We start from the raw sequence: 17,841 nt of genomic DNA, 5'->3' as shown, positions 1-17,841 counted from the left end.
GGGAGCGTTTCGTTTGTCCACTGTGGAGTTCTTCGGCGGGCTCGGCGTGATCGGATCCAGCAAGATCCTGGTCCGGCACGGCGACCACCGGGTGCTGCTCGACATCGGCCTGGACATCCCGGCCGGTGGCGATCTGTTCCGTCCGCCGCTGGCGACCCGGCCCGGCCGCGAACTCGCCGACCGGCTGCGGGTCGGTGCCGCGCCGCGGATCCCCGGCCTGTTCGACCCGGCGTACCTTCCGGACGCCGACGAGGCGCCGGAGCTGGCGTACCTGGGGGAGCGGGTGGACGGGACCGCGGTGTTCGTGTCGCACCCCCACCTGGACCACGTGGGCCTCGCCGGGTTCGTCCGCCGCGACGTGCCCGTGCACGCGCACCGCGACGCGGTACGGCTGCTGGCCGCGCTCGCCGACACCGGCGAGGAGCTGGTCGGCCGCGAACCGGACTGGCGACCCCTCGCCGACGACGAGACCGTCCACTGTGGAGACATCGCCGTCACCTGCGTACCGGTCGACCACGACGTACCGGGCGCCTGCGGCTACCTGGTGCGTACGCCGGCGGGGACGCTGGCGTACACGGGGGACATCCGGTTCCACGGGCGGCATCCGGAGCGCTCGGAGGCGTTCGTCGCCGCGGCGGACGGCTGCGACATGCTCGTCACCGAGGGCACCACACTCGGCTGGCCCGCGCCGGACGGCCCGCCCCGCACCGAGACCGACGTGACCACCGCGTACTCCGACGCGCTGCGCGACACCGCCGGCCTGGTCCTGCTGTCCATGTACCCGCGGGACGTGGAGCGGGCGGCGGAGTTCGTGGCGCTGACCCGCGCCGCCGGACGGGCGCTGGTGTGGCCGCAACCGGTCGCGGACCTGCTGCGCCGGGTGGGCGTGCCGGGGGCGGTCTCCTGGGACACCGTCTCGCTGGACGCCGTGCACACCACGCCCGGGGCGTTCGTCGTCGCGCCGGAGCCGTACGACTTCGCCAGCCTGCTCGACCTGCCGCTCGGCGCCGATTCGGTGTACCTGCACGCCAATGGCGAGCCGCTCGGCCCGTTCGACGCGCGCTGGGCGCTGCTGACCGACTGGCTCGACACGCTGTCGGTGCCGCTGCGTACGATCGGCTGTTCCGGCCACGCCAGCCAGGACGACCTGCACCGGATGGTCGAGCGCATCGCCCCGCGCGTCGTGGTTCCCTTGCACACCACCGAACCGACGCGCCTGCACCCGCCGGTGGGCACCCGCCGCCTCGTCGCCCGCTACACCACCGCGTACTCCCTGGCGGGCGAGCCGACGACCTGACCGGGCGTCAACCGGCCAGCGTGGTGGTGAACCAGGCGCGGGCCTCGGCGGCGACCCGTTCCAGCGCGCCCGGCTCGGCGAACAGGTGCGTCGCGCCGGGCACCACCACCAGCCGGTACGTACCGGCCAGTGCGGTGGCGGCGCGCTCGTTGAGCGCCAGTACGGACTCGTCCGCGCCGCCGACGAGCAGCAGGGTCGGCGCGCGTACCCGGGCGAGGGTGTCGGCGCCGGCCAGGTCGGGCCGCCCACCGCGGGACACCACCGCGCGCACCGTGTCCGGGTGGTCCGCGGCCAACCGCAGTGCCGCCGCCGCCCCCGTACTGGCACCGAACAGGCCCAACGGCAACGCTTCCGTGGCCTCCGTACGGGCCAGCCAGTCGGCGGCGGCGGTCAGCCGGCGCGTCAGCAGGTCGATGTCGAAGCGGGTGTCCAGCGCGGTGTCCTCGGCGACCGTCAGCAGGTCCAGCAGCAGCGTCGCGAACCCGGCGTCGGCCAGGGCCGCCGCCACCATCCGGTTGCGGGGGCTGTGCCGGGAACTGCCGCTGCCGTGCGCGAACAGCACCACCCCACGCGCCGGCGCCGGTACCGTCAGGTCCCCGGCCAGCCCGTCCACCGTCACCGCGGCCGTCACGTACCCGGTATACCTCCGCGGTGCGGTCAGTGCAGGTCGGACTGGCGGGCGACGGTCGCCACGGCCCGGCGTACCGCACCGAACGGGACGTGCGGGATGAGCGGGTCGAGAAACCCGTACCGGCGGCGCAGCGAGACGTGGTACGCGTCGCTAGTGTCCGCGTCGCGGATCGCGTGCCACCAGTCGGCCAGGTCGCCCCAGCCGGGCGCCGCGAGCGACCCGCCGAACTGCTGCACCGACAGTGCCGCGCACGCCCCGGCGAACGCCAGCCGGTCGGGCAGCGGCCAGCCGGCCAGCGTGCCCAGTACCATGCCGGCGCCGAACACGTCGCCCGCGCCGGTCGAGTCGAGCGCGGCGACCCGCGGCGACGGTACGTGCGCCTCCTCGCCGGTGGCCGAGTCGACGGCGACCGCGCCGGCCACCCCGTCGGTCACCACGACCAGCGGCACCCGGTCGGCCAGCAGGTACAGGGCGTCGCGTACGCAGTCGGCCCTGGTGTACGCCATCGCCTCGGCCGCGTTCGGCAGGAACGCGTGACAGTACGCGAGCCGGTCGAGTACCCGCGGATCCCACGTACCGGTGGCGTCCCGGCCGACGTCGGCGAACACCAGCGCCCCGTCGGCGGCCGCCCGGTGCGCCCACGACGTCTCCGTACCGCCGAGCTGGTCGGGCGCGGCGAGGTCCACCATGATCGCGCGGGAGCGCGGGGGACACCCGATCATCTCCGTCGCCGGTACTGGCGGGGCGTGCCCGTGGGTGACCATGGACCGCTCGCCCGCGCACGCCATCGACACCGTGACCGGCGAGTGCCAGCCGTCGAACCGGCGCGACCGCGACAGGTCCACCCCCTCCTGTACGGCCAGCGTCCGCCAGCAGAAGTCGCCGTAGTCGTCGGACGAGAACGCCGCCGCCAGCGAGGTGCGCAACCCGAGCCGGCCCGCCGCGATCGCCAGGTTCGCGACGCCACCCGGGCACGAACCCATGCCCTCCGCCCACACCTCCGTACCGTGGCCGGGCGCGTCGGCGAGGCCGGTGAACACGATGTCGAGAACCACCGTCCCGGACACGAACAGGTCGAACTCGGGGCCGCCCGCGGTACGCGACGCCGCGAGCGGATCGAAGCTGCAGCCGGGCATCGGCCACCTCGGCAGGTCGTCGGGTATCGCGACACCGTACCCGCGGGGCGCCCCGGCCGCCCCGCGATCGGCGTGCCCGCCGGCCGGTCGGCCGGGTACGGCAGCCCAACGGCCGGTGGTCAGGGTGCGCGGGTGAGCAGTTCCATGTTGTGCCCGTCCGGGTCGGCGAAGTAGACGCCGCGGCCACCCCACCGGGTGTTGATCTCCCCGGGCTGCTCGTGCCCCGGATCCGCCCAGTACGTCAGGCCCGCGGCCCGGATCCGCCCGAACGCCGCGTCGAACGTCGCGTCGTCCACCAGGAACGCGCAGTGCTGCGGCGGAAAACCGGCCGGCCGCGTCAGGTAGTCGAGCGTGACCGCGTTGTCCAGCCGTACCGGCACGAACGGCCCGAACTGCTCGCCCACCGGTACGCCGAGGATGTCGGCGAGGAACGTCGCGGAGGCCAGCTTGTCGGTGGCCGCGACGATCGTGTGGTTCAGTTCCACGACCATGACCGCTCAGTCCTCCCGCTGCTGCCGGGCGAACGCGGGCGGCGCGCCGATCGGGCTCAGGTGGATGCCGGCGAGCTTCCAGCCGTCGCCGTCGCGGACGAGCACCTGGGTGCCGCGCAGCGTCGCGTCGGTGTTGTTCCCCTGGTACTCCGCCTTCTGCTGGTAGCGCCCGATCGCCACCGCCGTCGTCCCGTACTCGCGGACGGCGATCTCGTCCCAGGTCAGCTCGTGCACGATGAGCTGCCCGGTCCGGTACCGGTCGAGCCACTGCGTCTTGTCGAGCACGAACCCGAGCGGCCCGACGAGGGTGAAGTCGTCGGTGCTGATCGCGTCGAGGGTGTCGGTGTCGCCGTCCTGCTCGGCGGCGGCCCACCGCTGCCCGAACTCGATGATCTCCTGCTGCGTACCCATGGTGTCCTCCTCGTCGTCTCAGCAAAACGATAGAAGGCGAAGCGTTAGATGTCAAACGATGAGGCGGTGAGGTAGCGGCGCCCCAGATCCGCCGCCGCCGCGCGCAGCTCCGCCGACCCCACGATCCGGTACGAGGTGCGCAGCCCCACCAACTGCGCCGCGTACCACTCCGGCTCGTCGGTACTGCCGACCAGCCGGGTACGGTCGCCGTCGGCCGGTACGCACCGGCCCAGGCTGCGCGGGATCCACCGGACCACCCGCTCCGGCGGCGCGTCCACCACCACCTCCGCCGCGTACCGCCAGCCCTGGCCCAGGTGTTCCTCCAGCGCGCCCACCGGATCCAGATCCGCCGGCGGCTCGTACGTCTCCGGCAGCGGCTCGACCGACACGATCCGGTCCAGCCGCAGCACCCGCCGCGCGTCCCGACTGTGCGACCAGCACAGCAGGTACCACTTGCCGCGGCGCAGGACGACCGCCCACGGGTCCACGTCCATCACGCTGTCGCGCCCCGTCCGGTACGCCAGCCGCACCCGACGGTGGTCGGCGCACGCCGCGACCACCGCGGCCGTCGTGTCCGGGTCGGGCCGTACCGCGTTCGACTCGCGGCGGCCGGCGCTGACCCGCCACACCGCCTCCGCGGTCCGGGCCACCGGCGCGGGCAGTACGCGCAGGATCCGGGACAGCGCGCGGCCCACCGGATCGTCCGGGTCCACCGCGCCGCTGTCGCCGTCGAGTACGGCCATCACGAGCCCGAGCGCCTCGCTGGCCGGGAACGTCAGCGGCGGCAGCCGTACGCCCCGGCCCACCCGGTACCCGCCGTACGGGCCGCGGACCGACTCGACCGGGATGCCCGCCTCGCGCAGGATCCCCACGTACCGCCGGGCGGCGCGGTCGGTGACGCCGAGCCGTTGCGCGAGCCGGTCGGCGGTGATCCCGGGCGCCGACTGGAGCAGCTCCAGTACCCGAAGCGCCCGCGCGGTCGGGCTGTCCTCGCCGGTCATCGGCCCAGCTCCCTCGGTTTCCGGAAGTCGATCGTCCGGAACCGACGTTAGCGTGCCCGGCATGGACGACACGATCGAACCGACCGAACCGCCGGTCGCCGGTACCGAGGCCGACACCCTGGTGGGCTGCCTGGAACGCATCCGCCGCACGTTCGCCTGGAAGTGCGCCGGGCTGGACGCCGCCGGCCTGCGCGCCACCACCGCCGCCTCCACCGTCACCCTCGGTGGCCTGCTCAAACACCTCGCCAACTGCGAGGACGACTACCTGTCCGTACGGTTGTTCGGCAACGCGCCGCACCCGCCGTGGGACACCGTCGACTGGGCCGCCGACGAGGACTGGGAGTGGCACTCCGCCGCCGACGACAGCCCCGCGTACCTGTACGAGCTGTGGCGCGACACCGTCGCCCGCTCCCGCGCCAACGTCAGCGCCGCCCTCGCCGACGGCGGCCCGGACCGCCCCGCCGCGTACACCACCGCCGACGGCCGCTCGCCCAACCTGCGCCGGCTGCTCGTCGACCTCATCGAGGAGTACGCCCGGCATCTCGGCCACGCCGACCTGATCCGCGAGTCCATCGACGGCCTCGTCGGCGAGGACGCGCCGCGCTGACCGCCAGGAATCCCTTGCGTACCAACGGATCCGGGCACGCGAAAGGGGGCCGCGCCGAACGACGCGACCCCCTCCCGACACGCACGTGCTACTGGCGGCGCCGCGGCGCGCGCCCCGGCGGCTGCGTCGGTACCGGATTGTCGGGCGCGGCCGGGATCGACCGGGTGACCGGCTCGCCGGCCGACAGCACCAGCTTCTCCCCGTGGTGCAGCACCGGGATCCGCGGCCCCGAGTCCAGCGTGTACGTCGCGTGCTCGCCGGTCACCTCGACCCGCAGGTGATGCCCGCGGACCTGCATCCGGAACGCGATCCGGGACAGCCCGCGCGGCAGCCTCGGCGCGAACGACAGGCCCTCCTCGTGGTCGCGCAGCCCGCCGAAGCCTGCCACCAGCGCCAGGCAGGCGCCGGCCAGCGACGCCATGTGCAGCCCGTCCTTGGTGTTGGAGTGCAGGTCGTCGAGGTCGGTCAGGGCCGCCTCGGCCAGGTAGTCCAGCGCCAGGTCCAGGTGCCCGCACTCGGCCGCCACGATCGCCTGCGTACTCGCCGACAGCGACGAGTCGCGCGTGGTGATGGCCTCGTAGTACGCGAAGTTGCGGGCCTTCTGCTCGGGCGTGAACGCGTCCCCGCACGTCTGCATCGCCAGTACCAGGTCGGCCTGCTTGACCGCCTGCTTGCGGTAGATGTCGAAGTACGGGAAGTGCAGCATCAGCGGGTACCGGTTGCCGGTGGCCTCGAAGTCCCACTGCTCGTGGCTGGTGAAGCCCTCCGACTGCGGGTGCACCCCGAGCGTCTCGTCGTACGGGATGGTCATGGCCTTGGCGGCGTCGCGCCAGGTCGCCATCTCCTCGACGGTGACGCCCAGCTCGCCCGCCTCGTGCGGGTACCGCTCGGCGCAGTCGGCCGCGGCGAACAGGTTCCGCCGCGCCATCAGGTTGGTGTAGACGTTGTTGTCGGCGATCGCCGAGTACTCGTCCGGCCCGGTCACCCCGTCGATCCGGAACTGGCCGTGCGTGTCGTGATGGCCCAGCGAGCGCCACATCCGCGCGGTCTCGACCAGCAGCTCCAGCCCGATCTCCCGCTCGAAGTCGCGGTCGTCGGTGGCCTTCACGTACCGCACGACGGCGTGCGCGATGCCCGCACCCAGGTGGAACGCGGCCGTCCCGGCGGGCCAGTAGCCGGAGCACTCCTCACCGCGGATCGTCCGCCACGGGAACACCGCGCCCGCCAGACCGAGCTGCTGCGCCCGGTCCCGCGCCATCGGCAGCAGGTTGTACCGCCAGCGCAACGCCTGCGCCACCGCCTCGGGCACCGAGTACGTCAGGAGCGGCAGTACGAAGATCTCGGTGTCCCAGAACGCGTGCCCGTCGTACCCGGGGCCGGTGAGGCCCTTGGCGGGGATGGCCCGTTCCTCGGCCCGCGCCGACGCCTGCAGGACGTGGAACAGCGCGAACCGGATCGCCTGCTCGATCTCGGTGTCGCCGTCGATCTCGACCGCGGCGCCCCGCCAGAACTCGTCCAGGTACGCCCGCTGCTCGGCGAGCAGCCCGTCCCAGCCGGTGAACCGGGCCGCCGCGAGCGCCGCAGCCACCTGGTCGCGCAGCGCCGGCACCGACCGGTGCGCCGACCACCCGTACGCGAGGAACTTGACCAGCCGCAGCTTCTGACCGGGCTGCAGCACCGTGGTCACCGTGGTCCGCGCCAGGTCGTCGAACGACTCGGTCGTCATGTGCAGGTTCACGTCGTCCGGCGCGGTGATCCGGTGCTCCATACCGGCCGCGACCCGCAGGCCGCTGCGCGCGGTCTGGTGGATGAGCACCGCGCCACGCTCGCCGGACACCCCGTTGTGCTCGGGGCGCAGCGGCGCCTCCAGTACCGCGGCCGCGCGCGGGTCGGCCGACCCGTCCGGCAGCTGCTCGTTGGTGACCAGCTCGGACTGCAACACCACCCGGGCCGCGCCGTCGACCGGCTCCACCTCGTAGCAGATCGCCGCGACGGCCCGCTGCGTGAACGACACCATCCGCGTCGACGAGATCTTCACCGTACGGCCGGCCGGCGACGTCCACGTCACGTTGCGCCGCAGTACGCCGTCCTTGAAGTCCAGGTTGCGCTCGTGCTCGTGCAACTGCCCGTACCGCAGGTCGAACGGCTCGTCGTCGACCAGCAGCCGGATCAGCTTGCCGTTGGTCACGTTGATGACGGTCTGCCCGGACTCGGGGTACCCGTAGCCGGCCTCGGCGTGCGGCAGCGGGCGCAGCTCGAACACACCGTTCAGGTACGTGCCCGGCAGGCCGTGCGGCTCGCCCTCGTCGAGGTTGGCCCGCAGCCCGATGTGGCCGTTGGACAGCGCGAACACCGACTCCGACTGCGCGATGGTGTCCAGGTCAAGGCTCAGTTCCCGCAGGCACCAAGGCTCCACGGTGAACGCCCGGCCAGTAGTCATGGTTCCCCGATCTTCATGTGCGTACGTCTGGTCATGGTGTTTGCCGCACCGGTGGCGTGGTCCGCCGGTGCGGCAAGGGGGTTGTGTGTGGTGCCGGTGCGCTGGGGTCCGGTGTCGCCGGTGGCCCAGGTCGCGCCGGCCGACGCGGGTCACCGCACCGCGGTATGCGGCTCCGCTTCAGGCGCGTCGGGGCTCATCAGATCGGCGAGGTCCTCGACCACGACGTCGGCGCCGTGCTCGCGCAGCGCCGCGGCCTGGCCGACCCGGTCGACGCCGACGACGATGCCGAAGTGGCCGGCCTTCCCGGCCGCCACCCCGGACAGGGCGTCCTCGAACACCGCCGCCTCGTCCGGCCGTACGCCGAGGATGCGCGCGGCGGCCAGGTACGTGTCGGGTGCGGGCTTGCCGGCGAGGCCGTCGCGGGCGGCGACGACGCCGTCGACGATCTCCTCGAACAGGTCGGTGATGCCGGCGACGGCGAGCACGTCGCGGCAGTTGGCGCTGGAGGACACGACGGCGCGGCGCAGCCCGGCGGCGCGGGCGGCCTCGACGTAGCGCACGGAGGCGGGGTAGACCTCGACCCCGTCCTCCCGGATCCGGCGGGTGACGATCTCGTTCTTCCGGTTACCGAGGCCGCGCACGGTCTCCCGGTCCGGCGGATCGTCCGGGGCGCCCTCGGGCAGCGTGATGCCCCGGGAGGCGAGGAACGAGCGCGTCCCGTCCTGGCGGGACTTGCCGTCCACGTACCGGTCGTAGTCGCTCTGCGTGAACGGCTCGGCGGTCGTGTGCTCCCGCCGCGCACGCTCCGCAAGGTACGCGTCGAACATCTCCCGCCAGGCCGCGGCGTGCACGACGGCGGTACGGGTGAGAACGCCGTCCAGATCGAACAGGCAGGCGCGTACGCCGTTCGGAAGCCCCAACACGGCACCGATAGTAGCGGTGGAGTGGGTGAATACCAGGCTTCACGGGGGTGCGTTTCGGCGCTGTTACCGAACCGGCCCGGGACCGCCCGCCGTACGACGCGGCCCGGAGAGGCCGCGGGACCGTTCCACCAGCGCAACGGCGATCTTGCAGCGCTCCGTAACTATGACCAGCTACCTAGGAAGCGTTGCGGTGCGTGGCGTACGTCACCGCCCATAATGGGACACCGACTCCGGAGGTACGCCGCCGATCACGTGGTTTGTCCGACTCTGCGGAAACGGACCCCGACGGCCCGGTGACCACCGCCTTGCAGGTACTCGTACGCCGAGGGTGTCGCGGCCGGCAGGTGGAGCCCCATCGGTGCGTCGCGGGGCGACCCGCGCTCAGCGGCGATTCGGCGGGGGAGAGCCGGCGATCACCACCTGCCTGCCGCGCCGGGGGACCGCTGGCGCGAGTGGCCGGTCGCCCGTCACGCCGGGGGAATCCTGGCGCCAGTGGCACCCGCCCGTCACGCCGGGGATCGCTGGCGCCGGTGGCCCCTCGCCGGAACTGGCGCGTCGGCACGCTCGTCCATCGCCTGCGAATGGACCTTCAGTCGTAGGTGTTCTCGGGTGCGTCGAGAGCGGGCTGCGAGGTCCTGACGGTGCCACGGACGTTCGGCCGCAGGCGTTCTTGGGAGCGGCGGGAGCGGGCGGCGACGTTCTCGTCGGTGCCTGAGGTGGCGGCGGACTCGTGGCCGCGTCCGCCGGCCCGGCCCGCATCGTGGCGCCGATGTTCGGGCCGACGGCTGGCCCACGCCGTTCACTGTCTGATAGTTTGGCTGCGTACTATCAAGTCGCGGAACTACCCGACCCGTGGAGGTACGTCATGTCTTTCCTGCCGCCGAGCGAGACCGGCGCCGTGCACGTCCGCGCCGCCGACGCCGAGGTGATCGGCGCGCCGCCCACGACGATCCGGCTGCTGGTGGACGCGCACAGTGCCGACGGGGCGATGAGTACCCAGCGGGTGACGCTCGGGCCGGGTGCCGACGGCGCCACGCCCCACCACCACGCCGGGTCGGCGGAACTGTTCTACGTCCTCTCCGGCACCGTGCAGGTGCTGGCGGGTGAGCAGGTGCTCACGGCGACCGAGGGCGACGTGCTCGTCGTACCGGCGGGGCAGGTGCACGCGTTCGCGGCGGCGCCGGGGGAGTCGGCGGACCTGTTGATCGTGATCGCGCCGGGCGTGGAGCGTTTCGAGTACTTCCGGCTGTTGGCGCGGGTGTTGAGCGGGCAGGCGTCGCGGCAGGAGCTGCTGGACACGCAGGAGCGGTTCGACACGTGGTTCACCGACAGCGAGGCGTGGCGCGCGGCCCGCGCCGGCTGAGGTGGGCGGCGCGGTGGCCGGTCGGTGCGATGATGACGCGCGATGGAGTCGTACGTGGAGCGGCGGCCGCTGCCGGGGTTGGCGCGCGCGGTGCGGACGGTGTGGATCCAGCGCACCGGACCGGCGGCGTACGTGCAGCGGCACCTGCCGACGGGAGGGGTGGAGATCCACTTCCCGATCGGCGGGGTGCCCGCGCTGGTGGGGCCGCTGACCGGGGCGGTCGTCGAGGTGGTCCCGCCGGACACGACGATCGTGGGGGTGCGGTTCTTTCCGGGGGCCGCGCCGGCGCTGCCGACGGTGCTCGACGACCTGGTGGACCAGCGGATCGGGCTGCCGGACCTGTGGGGGAGCGTGGCGGACCGGCTGGCGGGGGAGATGGCCGGGGCCGGTACGGCCGAGCGGGCGCTGCACCTGCTGCAACGCCACCTGCTGCGCGAGTACCGGACCTCGGTGCGGGTGGATCCGCTGGTGGGGGAGGCGGTCCGGACGCTGATGCCGTGGCGGCCGGTGGCCATCGACCGGCTGGCCGGTCATCTGGCGCTGTCGGCGAGCCAGTTGCGCCGGCGGTGCCTGCACGCGGTGGGGTTGAGCCCGAAGGTGTTGCAACGGACGCTGCGGTTCCAGGGGTTCCTGGCGCTGGCGCAGGCGGGTGCCACGGCGACCGGACGGCCGGGCGCGGACGGCATCGCGGGGTTGGCGGTCGACCTCGGGTACGCCGACCAGGCGCATCTGAGCCGGGAGTGCCTGCGGCTGACCGGGCTGACGCCGCGGCAGCTCCTCGGCGGTGACGTCGACCGGTGCCTGTGCGGGCACGACCATTCCGCCTCGTACGGGCCGTTCCTGGCGCTGCGGGGACGACCGGCGCCGCGGCTCTGACTGCGCGTTTTCTTCAAGAACCGGGGCCGTCGACGCCCGTACGGTGGGGCGGTGTCCGACCTTGCCGCGTTCCGCGACTCGCTCGACGGCGTCCTGCTCGACCCCGGCTCACCCGGGTACGAGCGGGCCCGCCGTCCGGTGAACCCCGCGTACCGGCAGGTGCGTCCCCGGTACGTGGTGCGGTGCGGCTCGGCGGCGGACGTGGCGCGGGCGGTGACGTACGCGAGGGTGAGTGGGTGTCGGCTGGTGGCGCGTGGCGGCGGGCACTGCTTCGCGGGGCGCTCGTCCACGGACGGGATGGTGCTCGACATGTCGGGCCTCGCCGGCGTGTCGGTAGCCGCCGACGGGGTCGCGACGATCGGTGCCGGCGCCCGCCTGGGGCAGGTGTACGCGGAGCTGCACGCGCACGGTCGTACGGTGCCGGGCGGGTGCGGGGCGACGGTCGGCATCGCCGGCCTGACGCTGGGCGGCGGGATCGGCCTGCTGGGCCGGGAGTACGGGTTGACGTGCGACCGGCTGGTCGGTGCCCGGGTGGTACTGGCGGACGGCAGTGTGGTCGACTGCGATGCCGAGCGGGAACCGGAGCTGTTCTGGGCGTTGCGTGGCGCGGGCGGTGGGCAGTTCGGTGTGGTGACGTCGCTGCGGTTCGACACCGTCGCGGAGCCGGTGACCACGCGGATCGAGGCGCACTGGCCGCTCGCCGACACGGTCGCGGCGTGGCAGGCGTGGGCGCCGTACGCGCCGGAGGCGCTCACCGCGAACCTCACCGTCGTCGCCGATCCCGGTGTGCCGCCGCGGGCGGTGCTGTTCGGCGCGGCCACCCTGGACGAGGCCGCGACCCGCGAGGCGCTGCGCGGGTTCACCGACCTGGTCGGTACGGCGCCGGCGGTGGAGCTGCGCGCCGGCCTGCCGTACCACCGGTTGAAGGCGACGCTGGCCGATCCGCGGGAGTCGCCGGAGCGCGCGGTACGGATCAGGTCGGAGTTCTTCACCCGTCCGATGGCCGGCCGTACGGTGGCCGCGCTGCTCGACGGGCTCGGTACACCGGGGGCCACGGCACCGCGGCGGCTGGCGTTCACCGCGATGGGCGGTGCGTACGACCGGGTCGCGCCGGATGCGACGGCGTTCGCGCACCGGGGCGTGCGGTACCTGCTCGAACAGGTCGGTGGGCCGGACGATCCGTGGGTCGACGCGGCGTGGGCGACCGCGCACGTCGACGGGTCGGGCCGGGTGTACCCGAACTTTCCCGATCCGGCGCTCGACGACGGGGCCGTGGCGTACCACGGGGAGAACCGGGCGCGGCTGGCGGCGGTCAAGCGCGCCTACGACCCGGACCGGTTCTTCGACTTTCCCCAGGCGATCTGATTCAACAACGAGAGGAACGACATGAGCATCCTGGTGACCGGCGGGTTGGGCATGATCGGCGCGCACACCGCGCGGGCCCTGCTCGACCTGGGGCGCGAGGTGGTGGTGACCGCGCACCGCCGGTCGGACGTGCCGTCGTTCCTGGTCGGGAAGGTGGCGGTGGAGTCCGTCGACGTCACCGACCGGGACGCGTTCCTGGAGCTGGGGGAGCGGCACACGATCACCGACGTCGTGCACCTGGCGGGCAGCGTTCCGGGCGACGATCCGGTGGGTTTCTTCCGTACCGAGATGGCGGGGTTGCTCAACGCGCTGGACGCCGCCCGCGCCTGGGAGGTACGCCGGTTCGCGGTGGCCAGCAGCCTCGGTGTCTACATCGGACAGTCCGAGATCCCGTGGTACGAGGGGCTCGCGCTGCCGAGCGCGGAGCTGCCGCACCTGATCGTCGCGTTCAAGAAGGCGGTGGAGCCGGTCACCACGCACGCGTTGCGGGGCAGCGGGGTGCGGCCGGTGGTGCTGCGGATCGGCAGCATCTGGGGGCCGCTGATGGACCCGGAGTCGCCGTTCAACCCCGTCCCCGGGTACGTCAGCGCGGAGCTGCGCGGTGAGACGCCGGCGCCGCTGCCCGACGGGCTCGGCGGCGACTGGTGCTACGCGCCCGACGCCGGCCGCGCGATCGCGTTGCTGACCACGGCGGACACCCTGGCGTACGACACGTACAACGTCTCCGGCGGGCGTCCGTACACCGGGCGCGAGCTGGCCGGTGCGCTCGGGGCCGCCGAACCGGGCGCCGACGCGGAACCGGCACCGTACATGGATGTCAGCCGGCTGGCGGCCGAGACCGGCTTCGCGCCGGAGTACGACCTGGCCGCCGCGGTCGCCCACTACCGCGCCTGGCGCGCCGACAACCCACGCTGAAAGGGAACCCACCATGCTCGACCCGGACGTACGCCGCGTGCTCGACGGCGCCGCCATCGCCCACTTGGCCACGGTGCTGCCGGACGGCTCGCCGCACTCGGTGCCCGTGTACGTGGGCACCCGCGGCGAGCACATCGTGTTCCTGACCGGTCCCGACTCGCGCAAGGCCCGCAACCTGCGGCGCGATCCGCGGCTGGCGCTGTCCGTGGCGCCCGCCGACGACCCGTTCCAGCCGGTACTCGTGCGCGGCCGGGTGGTGGAGTGGATCGAGGGTGACGAGGCGTGGGCGATCATCGACCGGCTGGTCGCCAAGTACGTGGACATGACGTATCCGCGGGACCAGGCGCGGGTGGTGGCCGTGGTCGAGCCGGTCCGCCAGTCGTACGGGATGGGCTGAGTCGTGTACGGCGGTCTGATCCGGTTCGTGTGCAAGCCGGGCAAGCGGTCGGAGTTCCTGGACATCGTGCGCTGGTCGGCGCGGGCGGCACGGGACGGCGAGCCCGGCACGCTGCGCCTCGACGCATACGTGGTGGACGGTGAGCCCGACGTCGTCTACGGCTACGAGGCGTACGTCGACGAGGACGCCTTCCGGGCGCACGTCACCAACCCGGCGGTGCAGAAGTTCGGGGAGGTGATGGACGACCTGGTGGAGGGCTGGACGATGGTCGTCCCGTTCACCGAGAGCGTCGTGTCCAATGTGGACGGTGCCTGACCCGGGGCGTCAGCGGAACGCGGGCAGCCCGGTCAGCGCCTGCCCGATCACGAGGGCGTGCACCTCGCTGGTCCCCTCGTACGTGAGGACGGACTCCAGGTTGTTCGCGTGCCGCAGCGGCGGGTACTCCAGGGTGATGCCGGAGGCGGCGAGGATGGTGCGGCACTCGCGGGCGATCGCGAGCGCCTCCCGCACGTTGTTGAGCTTGCCGAGGCTGACCTGCTCGGGGCGCAGCGTACCGGCGTCCTTGCGGCGGCCGAGGTGCACGGCGAGCAGCACCGCCTTGCCGAGTTCGAGGGTCATGTCGGCGAGTTTGGCCTGGGTGAGCTGGAACCCGCCGATCGGCCGGTCGAACGCCAGCCGGGTCCGCGCGTACTCCAGGGTGGTCTCCAGGCAGTCGCGGGCGGCGCCGGTCGCGCCGAACACGATGCCGAAGCGGGCCTCGTCGAGGCAGCCGAGCGGCCCGCGGAGGCCGCGGGCGCCGGGCAGCATCGCCTCGGCCGGCAGCCGTACGTCGTCGAGGACGAGCTCGGCGGTGACGGAGGCGCGCAGCGACAGCTTGCGGCTGATCTCGCGCGTCGTGAAGCCGGGCGTACCGGCGGGGACGAGGAAGCCGCGGACGCCGTCCTCGGCGCGGGCCCAGACGACGGCGACGTCGGCGATCGACCCGTTGGTGATCCACATCTTGGTACCGCGCAGGATCCAGTCCGTACCGTCGCGGCGGGCGGTGCTGCGCATCCCGGCCGGGTTGGAGCCGAAGTCCGGCTCGGTGAGGCCGAAGCAGCCGATCGCGCGGCCCGCGGCCATCTCCGGCAGCCACCGTGCCTTCTGCTCCGCCGACCCGTACGCGTGGATCGCGTACATGGCCAGCGAACCCTGCACGCTGACCAGGCTGCGCAGCCCCGAGTCGGCGGCCTCCAGCTCCGCGCACGCCAGCCCGTACGACACCGCGTTGGTGCCGGCGCAGCCGTACCCGGACAGGTGCATGCCGAGCACACCGAGATCGCCCAGCTCGCGGGCCAGCTCGCGCGCCGGCAGCTCACCCGCCTCGTACCACTCGGCGAGGTGCGGGCGCAGCCGGTCGTCGGCGAACCGGCGAACCGTGTCGCGGATGTCCCGCTCGGTGTCGGTCAGCAACTCGTCGGTACCGAACAGGGCCAGCGGGTGCTGTGGCGTCACGTCGGGCATGACGCCACCCTGCCACACCCGCCCGCGGTCGCGGATGGGTCAGGCGTTGTCGGTGAGGGCGTCGGTGAGCCGGGTCAGCGGACTGGCCAGGTTCCACTGCTCGGCGAGCTCCACCAGCCGGTCGGAGTCGACCGGGGCGGCCGGCAGCGCGGTGTCCACGGCAGGGACGGCGGCGTCGGTGGCCACCCGGACGACGGTCGGCGCGACCGTCAGGTAGTCGCGGGCGGAGGCGAGCTTGCGCGCCGGGGCGGTGGTCAGCGACCCGTCGTCGACGGCGGCGAGCATCGCGTCGAGGTCCCCGTACGTCCCGAGCAGGCCCGCGGCGGTCTTCTCGCCGACGCCGGCCACCCCGGGCAGCCCGTCGGACGGATCGCCGCGCAGCACCGCGAAGTCCACGTACTGCGCGGCGTGCACGCCGTAGCGCGCGTGCAGCACGGCGTCGTCGTACACCTCCAGCTTGGCGACGCCGCGCCCGCAGTACAGGACGCGGGTGGTGGGGGTGATGACCTGGAACAGGTCCCGGTCGCCGGTGGCGACCTCGACGGGCGCCGGCTCGCGGGCGGCGAGCGCGCCGATCACGTCGTCCGCCTCGTATCCGGTGGCGCCGGTGGCGGCGATGCCCGCGGCGGCCAGCACCTCCAGGATCAGCGGCACCTGCGGCACCAGCTCGTCGGGGACGGTCTCGCCGCCGGTGGGCGCCACCCGGTGCGCCTTGTACGACGAGATCAGCTCGACCCGCCAGGCGGGCCGCCAGTCCAGGTCGAGGCAGCACACCAGGCGATCGGGCCGGCGGGTGCGGATCAGGTGGGCGATCATGTCGACGAATCCGCGGACGGCGTTGACGGGGGTGCCGTCGGGCGCGGTGATCGACTTCGGGGTGCCGTGGAAGGCGCGGAAGTACAGGCTCGCGGCGTCGACGAGCAGCAGCGGTCGGCTCACCCTGCCCACCCTGCCATGCCGGTACGACAGCTACGGGGTGATGACGAGCTTGCCTCGGGTGTGTCCGGCGCGGCTGTGGTCGAACGCGGCGCCGACCTGGTCCAGCCCGTACGTGCCGGCGACCTCGACGGTCAGCTTGCCGGCGTCGGCGAGTTCGGTGAGTCGGGCGAGTCCGGCGCCGTCCGGGCGTACCCAGATCCAGTGGCCGCCGTGGCGCTCGACGGTCGGGTCGGCGATGGACACGTGCCGGCCGCCGGGCGCGAGGACCGCGAGCGTCGCGGCGAGCTGGCCGCCGATGAGGTCGGCCACCGCGGTCACGCCGCCGGGCGCGATCTCCCGGACCCGTTCGACGAGCCCGTCCCCGTACTCGACGGGTTCGGCGCCGAGCCCCCGCAGGTACTCGTGGTTGGCGGCCGACGCGGTGCCGATCACGCGGGTGCCGCGGGCGACGGCGAGCTGCACGGTGAGCCCGCCGACGCCGCCGGCCGCCCCGTGGACGAGCAGGATGTCGCGGGGGCCGACGTCGAGCCGGTCGAGGCTGCGCTGGCCGGTCAGCCCGGCCAGCGGCAGGCCACCGGCCTGCGCCCAGGACAGGCCGGCGGGCCGGCGGGCGACGTGGTCGGCCGCGACCGTCACGTACTGCGCGAACGTGCCGGCGCGCACGACGTCCTTGCGGGCGTACGCGATGACCTCGTCGCCGGGGGCGAACTCGGGCGTGTCGGGGCCGCGGTCGGTGACCACGCCGGCGACGTCCCAGCCCGGGATGATCGGGAACAGCCCCTCCATCATCGGGTCGAGCCCGCCGGACATGACCTTCCAGTCGACCGGGTTCACGCCGGCGGCGCGGACCTCGACGAGGACCTGGCCGGGGCCGACGCGCGGATCGGGCAGGTCACCGACCCGCAGGCGCGAGTTGTCGGCGGCGTACGAGTCGTAGCTGGCGGCGCGCACCGGCTGGTCCCTTCGACGGCGGTGGTTGTCCCGGCCCGACGGTACGCCGGGTGCGGTGGCGGCGCGCCCGTTCACCCGTACGTGATTCGTGGTTCGCGGCGCGAACCGTGCTGGACGTATTCTCGGGCGCATGGGGAAACGGGGCCCGCATATGGGTGTGGTGACCGCGCTGGTGCGGTCGTCGTTCCTGGTCAATGCGGTGTATGCGGAGTCGGCGCGGGAGTACGGGTTGACGCCGCAGCAGGGGCAGCTGCTGTGCGTGCTGATGGCCAAGCCGTACGGGATGGGTGAGCTGGGTGCGGTGCTCGGGCTGGCCAAGTCGAGCCTGACCGGCCTGGTGGACCGCACCGCGCAGCGCGGTCTGGTGCACCGCGAGCCGGACCCGGACGACCGCCGTGCCGTACGGGTGGCGTTGACGGCGGCCGGCTCCACCCTGGCCGAGGACTTCTACGCGGAGACCTGCCGGCGGGTGGAGCGGCTGCCGGCGGGCCTGTCCGGCGACGAGCGCGACCGGCTGGCGGGGCTGCTGGGCCGGGTCGTCGCCGACAACGAGGTGCCGGTGGTGTTCCTGGAGCTGGCGGGCGAGACCCGCTGA

General features: G+C 73.5%; 19 protein-coding genes. 9 read left to right on the top strand and 10 right to left on the bottom strand.

Annotated elements, in window-relative coordinates; genetic code table 11:
• The first annotated feature begins 22 nt into the window (after window positions 1-22).
• Complete coding sequence (locus Aru02nite_RS17835) at window positions 23-1,297, top strand: MBL fold metallo-hydrolase (protein ID WP_239076764.1); 1,275 nt, start codon at window positions 23-25, stop codon at window positions 1,295-1,297.
• 7 nt (window positions 1,298-1,304) lie between these two features.
• Here Aru02nite_RS17835 and Aru02nite_RS17830 read toward each other — a convergent pair whose 3' ends face one another.
• From Aru02nite_RS17830 to Aru02nite_RS17810, 5 genes are all read right to left on the bottom strand, one after another.
• A complete protein-coding gene (locus Aru02nite_RS17830; RefSeq protein ID WP_373324893.1) occupies window positions 1,305-1,928 on the bottom strand; it encodes a dienelactone hydrolase family protein in 624 nt (207 codons plus the stop codon).
• A gap of 26 nt (window positions 1,929-1,954) precedes the next feature.
• Window positions 1,955-3,064 carry a carbohydrate kinase family protein gene (locus Aru02nite_RS17825; RefSeq protein WP_203658920.1) on the bottom strand — a complete coding sequence of 370 codons (1,110 nt, stop codon included), beginning with the start codon at window positions 3,062-3,064 and terminating at the stop codon, window positions 1,955-1,957.
• A 119-nt stretch (window positions 3,065-3,183) separates the two neighbouring features.
• Window positions 3,184-3,555: a VOC family protein gene (locus Aru02nite_RS17820; RefSeq protein ID WP_203658918.1), complete on the bottom strand. Its 372-nt coding sequence runs from the start codon at window positions 3,553-3,555 to the stop codon at window positions 3,184-3,186.
• 6 nt (window positions 3,556-3,561) lie between these two features.
• Entirely contained in the window at window positions 3,562-3,966 is a 405-nt protein-coding gene (locus Aru02nite_RS17815) for a nuclear transport factor 2 family protein (RefSeq protein WP_203658916.1), read from the bottom strand.
• Between the two features lie 44 nt (window positions 3,967-4,010).
• Window positions 4,011-4,967: a helix-turn-helix transcriptional regulator gene (locus Aru02nite_RS17810; protein WP_203658914.1), complete on the bottom strand. Its 957-nt coding sequence runs from the start codon at window positions 4,965-4,967 to the stop codon at window positions 4,011-4,013.
• Window positions 4,968-5,028: 61 nt separating this feature from the next.
• On the opposite strand from Aru02nite_RS17810, the gene Aru02nite_RS17805 reads away from it, so the two are divergent.
• Window positions 5,029-5,574 (top strand): mycothiol transferase, encoded by a 546-nt coding sequence (locus Aru02nite_RS17805; protein ID WP_203658912.1) that lies wholly within the window; start codon window positions 5,029-5,031, stop codon window positions 5,572-5,574.
• 88 nt (window positions 5,575-5,662) lie between these two features.
• Here Aru02nite_RS17805 and Aru02nite_RS17800 read toward each other — a convergent pair whose 3' ends face one another.
• Together Aru02nite_RS17800 and Aru02nite_RS17795 are read right to left on the bottom strand one after the other, a co-directional pair.
• Window positions 5,663-8,014 (bottom strand): glycoside hydrolase family 65 protein, encoded by a 2,352-nt coding sequence (locus tag Aru02nite_RS17800; protein WP_203658910.1) that lies wholly within the window; start codon window positions 8,012-8,014, stop codon window positions 5,663-5,665.
• Window positions 8,015-8,163: 149 nt separating this feature from the next.
• Window positions 8,164-8,937 carry a beta-phosphoglucomutase family hydrolase gene (locus Aru02nite_RS17795; protein WP_203658908.1) on the bottom strand — a complete coding sequence of 258 codons (774 nt, stop codon included), beginning with the start codon at window positions 8,935-8,937 and terminating at the stop codon, window positions 8,164-8,166.
• Window positions 8,938-9,802: 865 nt separating this feature from the next.
• Here Aru02nite_RS17795 and Aru02nite_RS17790 point away from each other — a divergent pair.
• From Aru02nite_RS17790 to Aru02nite_RS17765, 6 genes are read left to right on the top strand one after another with little or no spacing between them, the layout of a single operon-like run.
• Window positions 9,803-10,300: a cupin domain-containing protein gene (locus Aru02nite_RS17790; protein WP_203658906.1), complete on the top strand. Its 498-nt coding sequence runs from the start codon at window positions 9,803-9,805 to the stop codon at window positions 10,298-10,300.
• 42 nt (window positions 10,301-10,342) lie between these two features.
• Window positions 10,343-11,176 (top strand): helix-turn-helix transcriptional regulator, encoded by an 834-nt coding sequence (locus Aru02nite_RS17785; RefSeq protein ID WP_203658904.1) that lies wholly within the window; start codon window positions 10,343-10,345, stop codon window positions 11,174-11,176.
• A 51-nt stretch (window positions 11,177-11,227) separates the two neighbouring features.
• Window positions 11,228-12,541: an FAD-binding oxidoreductase gene (locus tag Aru02nite_RS17780; RefSeq protein WP_203658902.1), complete on the top strand. Its 1,314-nt coding sequence runs from the start codon at window positions 11,228-11,230 to the stop codon at window positions 12,539-12,541.
• Window positions 12,542-12,562: 21 nt separating this feature from the next.
• Window positions 12,563-13,456 (top strand): NAD-dependent epimerase/dehydratase family protein, encoded by an 894-nt coding sequence (locus Aru02nite_RS17775; RefSeq protein ID WP_203658900.1) that lies wholly within the window; start codon window positions 12,563-12,565, stop codon window positions 13,454-13,456.
• Between the two features lie 13 nt (window positions 13,457-13,469).
• On the top strand, window positions 13,470-13,853 hold the full coding sequence (locus Aru02nite_RS17770) for a TIGR03618 family F420-dependent PPOX class oxidoreductase (protein WP_203658898.1): 384 nt from the start codon (window positions 13,470-13,472) through the stop codon (window positions 13,851-13,853).
• A gap of 3 nt (window positions 13,854-13,856) precedes the next feature.
• Window positions 13,857-14,168 (top strand): putative quinol monooxygenase, encoded by a 312-nt coding sequence (locus tag Aru02nite_RS17765; RefSeq protein WP_203658896.1) that lies wholly within the window; start codon window positions 13,857-13,859, stop codon window positions 14,166-14,168.
• Between the two features lie 9 nt (window positions 14,169-14,177).
• On the opposite strand, the gene Aru02nite_RS17760 is transcribed toward Aru02nite_RS17765, so the two are convergent.
• From Aru02nite_RS17760 to Aru02nite_RS17750, 3 genes are read right to left on the bottom strand one after another with little or no spacing between them, the layout of a single operon-like run.
• Window positions 14,178-15,356 carry an acyl-CoA dehydrogenase family protein gene (locus Aru02nite_RS17760; RefSeq protein WP_203658894.1) on the bottom strand — a complete coding sequence of 393 codons (1,179 nt, stop codon included), beginning with the start codon at window positions 15,354-15,356 and terminating at the stop codon, window positions 14,178-14,180.
• Window positions 15,357-15,395: 39 nt separating this feature from the next.
• Complete coding sequence (locus Aru02nite_RS17755; protein WP_203658892.1) at window positions 15,396-16,295, bottom strand: 5'-3' exonuclease; 900 nt, start codon at window positions 16,293-16,295, stop codon at window positions 15,396-15,398.
• Between the two features lie 30 nt (window positions 16,296-16,325).
• Window positions 16,326-17,246 (bottom strand): NADP-dependent oxidoreductase, encoded by a 921-nt coding sequence (locus Aru02nite_RS17750; protein WP_203658890.1) that lies wholly within the window; start codon window positions 17,244-17,246, stop codon window positions 16,326-16,328.
• A gap of 130 nt (window positions 17,247-17,376) precedes the next feature.
• Here Aru02nite_RS17750 and Aru02nite_RS17745 point away from each other — a divergent pair, with 130 nt between their 5' ends.
• On the top strand, window positions 17,377-17,841 hold the full coding sequence (locus Aru02nite_RS17745; RefSeq protein WP_203658888.1) for a MarR family winged helix-turn-helix transcriptional regulator: 465 nt from the start codon (window positions 17,377-17,379) through the stop codon (window positions 17,839-17,841).

The sequence above is a fragment of the Actinocatenispora rupis genome (genome assembly GCF_016861975.1).
In the GTDB taxonomy this organism is placed as follows: domain Bacteria; phylum Actinomycetota; class Actinomycetes; order Mycobacteriales; family Micromonosporaceae; genus Actinocatenispora; species Actinocatenispora rupis.
Note: the sequence above shows the minus strand (reverse complement) of the source record. Positions and strands in the feature narration are given on the sequence as shown.

What these genes read in the sequence shown, in the direction of transcription:
- Aru02nite_RS17825 (WP_203658920.1), bottom strand. Translation starts at nt 3,064, where the DNA reads ATGCCCGGCTGCAGCTTCGATCCGCTCGCGGCGTCGCGTACCGCGGGC.
- Aru02nite_RS17820 (WP_203658918.1), bottom strand. Translation starts at nt 3,555, where the DNA reads ATGGTCGTGGAACTGAACCACACGATCGTCGCGGCCACCGACAAGCTG.
- Aru02nite_RS17815 (WP_203658916.1), bottom strand. Translation starts at nt 3,966, where the DNA reads ATGGGTACGCAGCAGGAGATCATCGAGTTCGGGCAGCGGTGGGCCGCC.
- Aru02nite_RS17810 (WP_203658914.1), bottom strand. Translation starts at nt 4,967, where the DNA reads ATGACCGGCGAGGACAGCCCGACCGCGCGGGCGCTTCGGGTACTGGAG.
- Aru02nite_RS17805 (WP_203658912.1), top strand. Translation starts at nt 5,029, where the DNA reads ATGGACGACACGATCGAACCGACCGAACCGCCGGTCGCCGGTACCGAG.
- Aru02nite_RS17800 (WP_203658910.1), bottom strand. Translation starts at nt 8,014, where the DNA reads ATGACTACTGGCCGGGCGTTCACCGTGGAGCCTTGGTGCCTGCGGGAA.
- Aru02nite_RS17790 (WP_203658906.1), top strand. Translation starts at nt 9,803, where the DNA reads ATGTCTTTCCTGCCGCCGAGCGAGACCGGCGCCGTGCACGTCCGCGCC.
- Aru02nite_RS17785 (WP_203658904.1), top strand. Translation starts at nt 10,343, where the DNA reads ATGGAGTCGTACGTGGAGCGGCGGCCGCTGCCGGGGTTGGCGCGCGCG.
- Aru02nite_RS17775 (WP_203658900.1), top strand. Translation starts at nt 12,563, where the DNA reads ATGAGCATCCTGGTGACCGGCGGGTTGGGCATGATCGGCGCGCACACC.
- Aru02nite_RS17770 (WP_203658898.1), top strand. Translation starts at nt 13,470, where the DNA reads ATGCTCGACCCGGACGTACGCCGCGTGCTCGACGGCGCCGCCATCGCC.
- Aru02nite_RS17760 (WP_203658894.1), bottom strand. Translation starts at nt 15,356, where the DNA reads ATGCCCGACGTGACGCCACAGCACCCGCTGGCCCTGTTCGGTACCGAC.
- Aru02nite_RS17745 (WP_203658888.1), top strand. Translation starts at nt 17,377, where the DNA reads ATGGGGAAACGGGGCCCGCATATGGGTGTGGTGACCGCGCTGGTGCGG.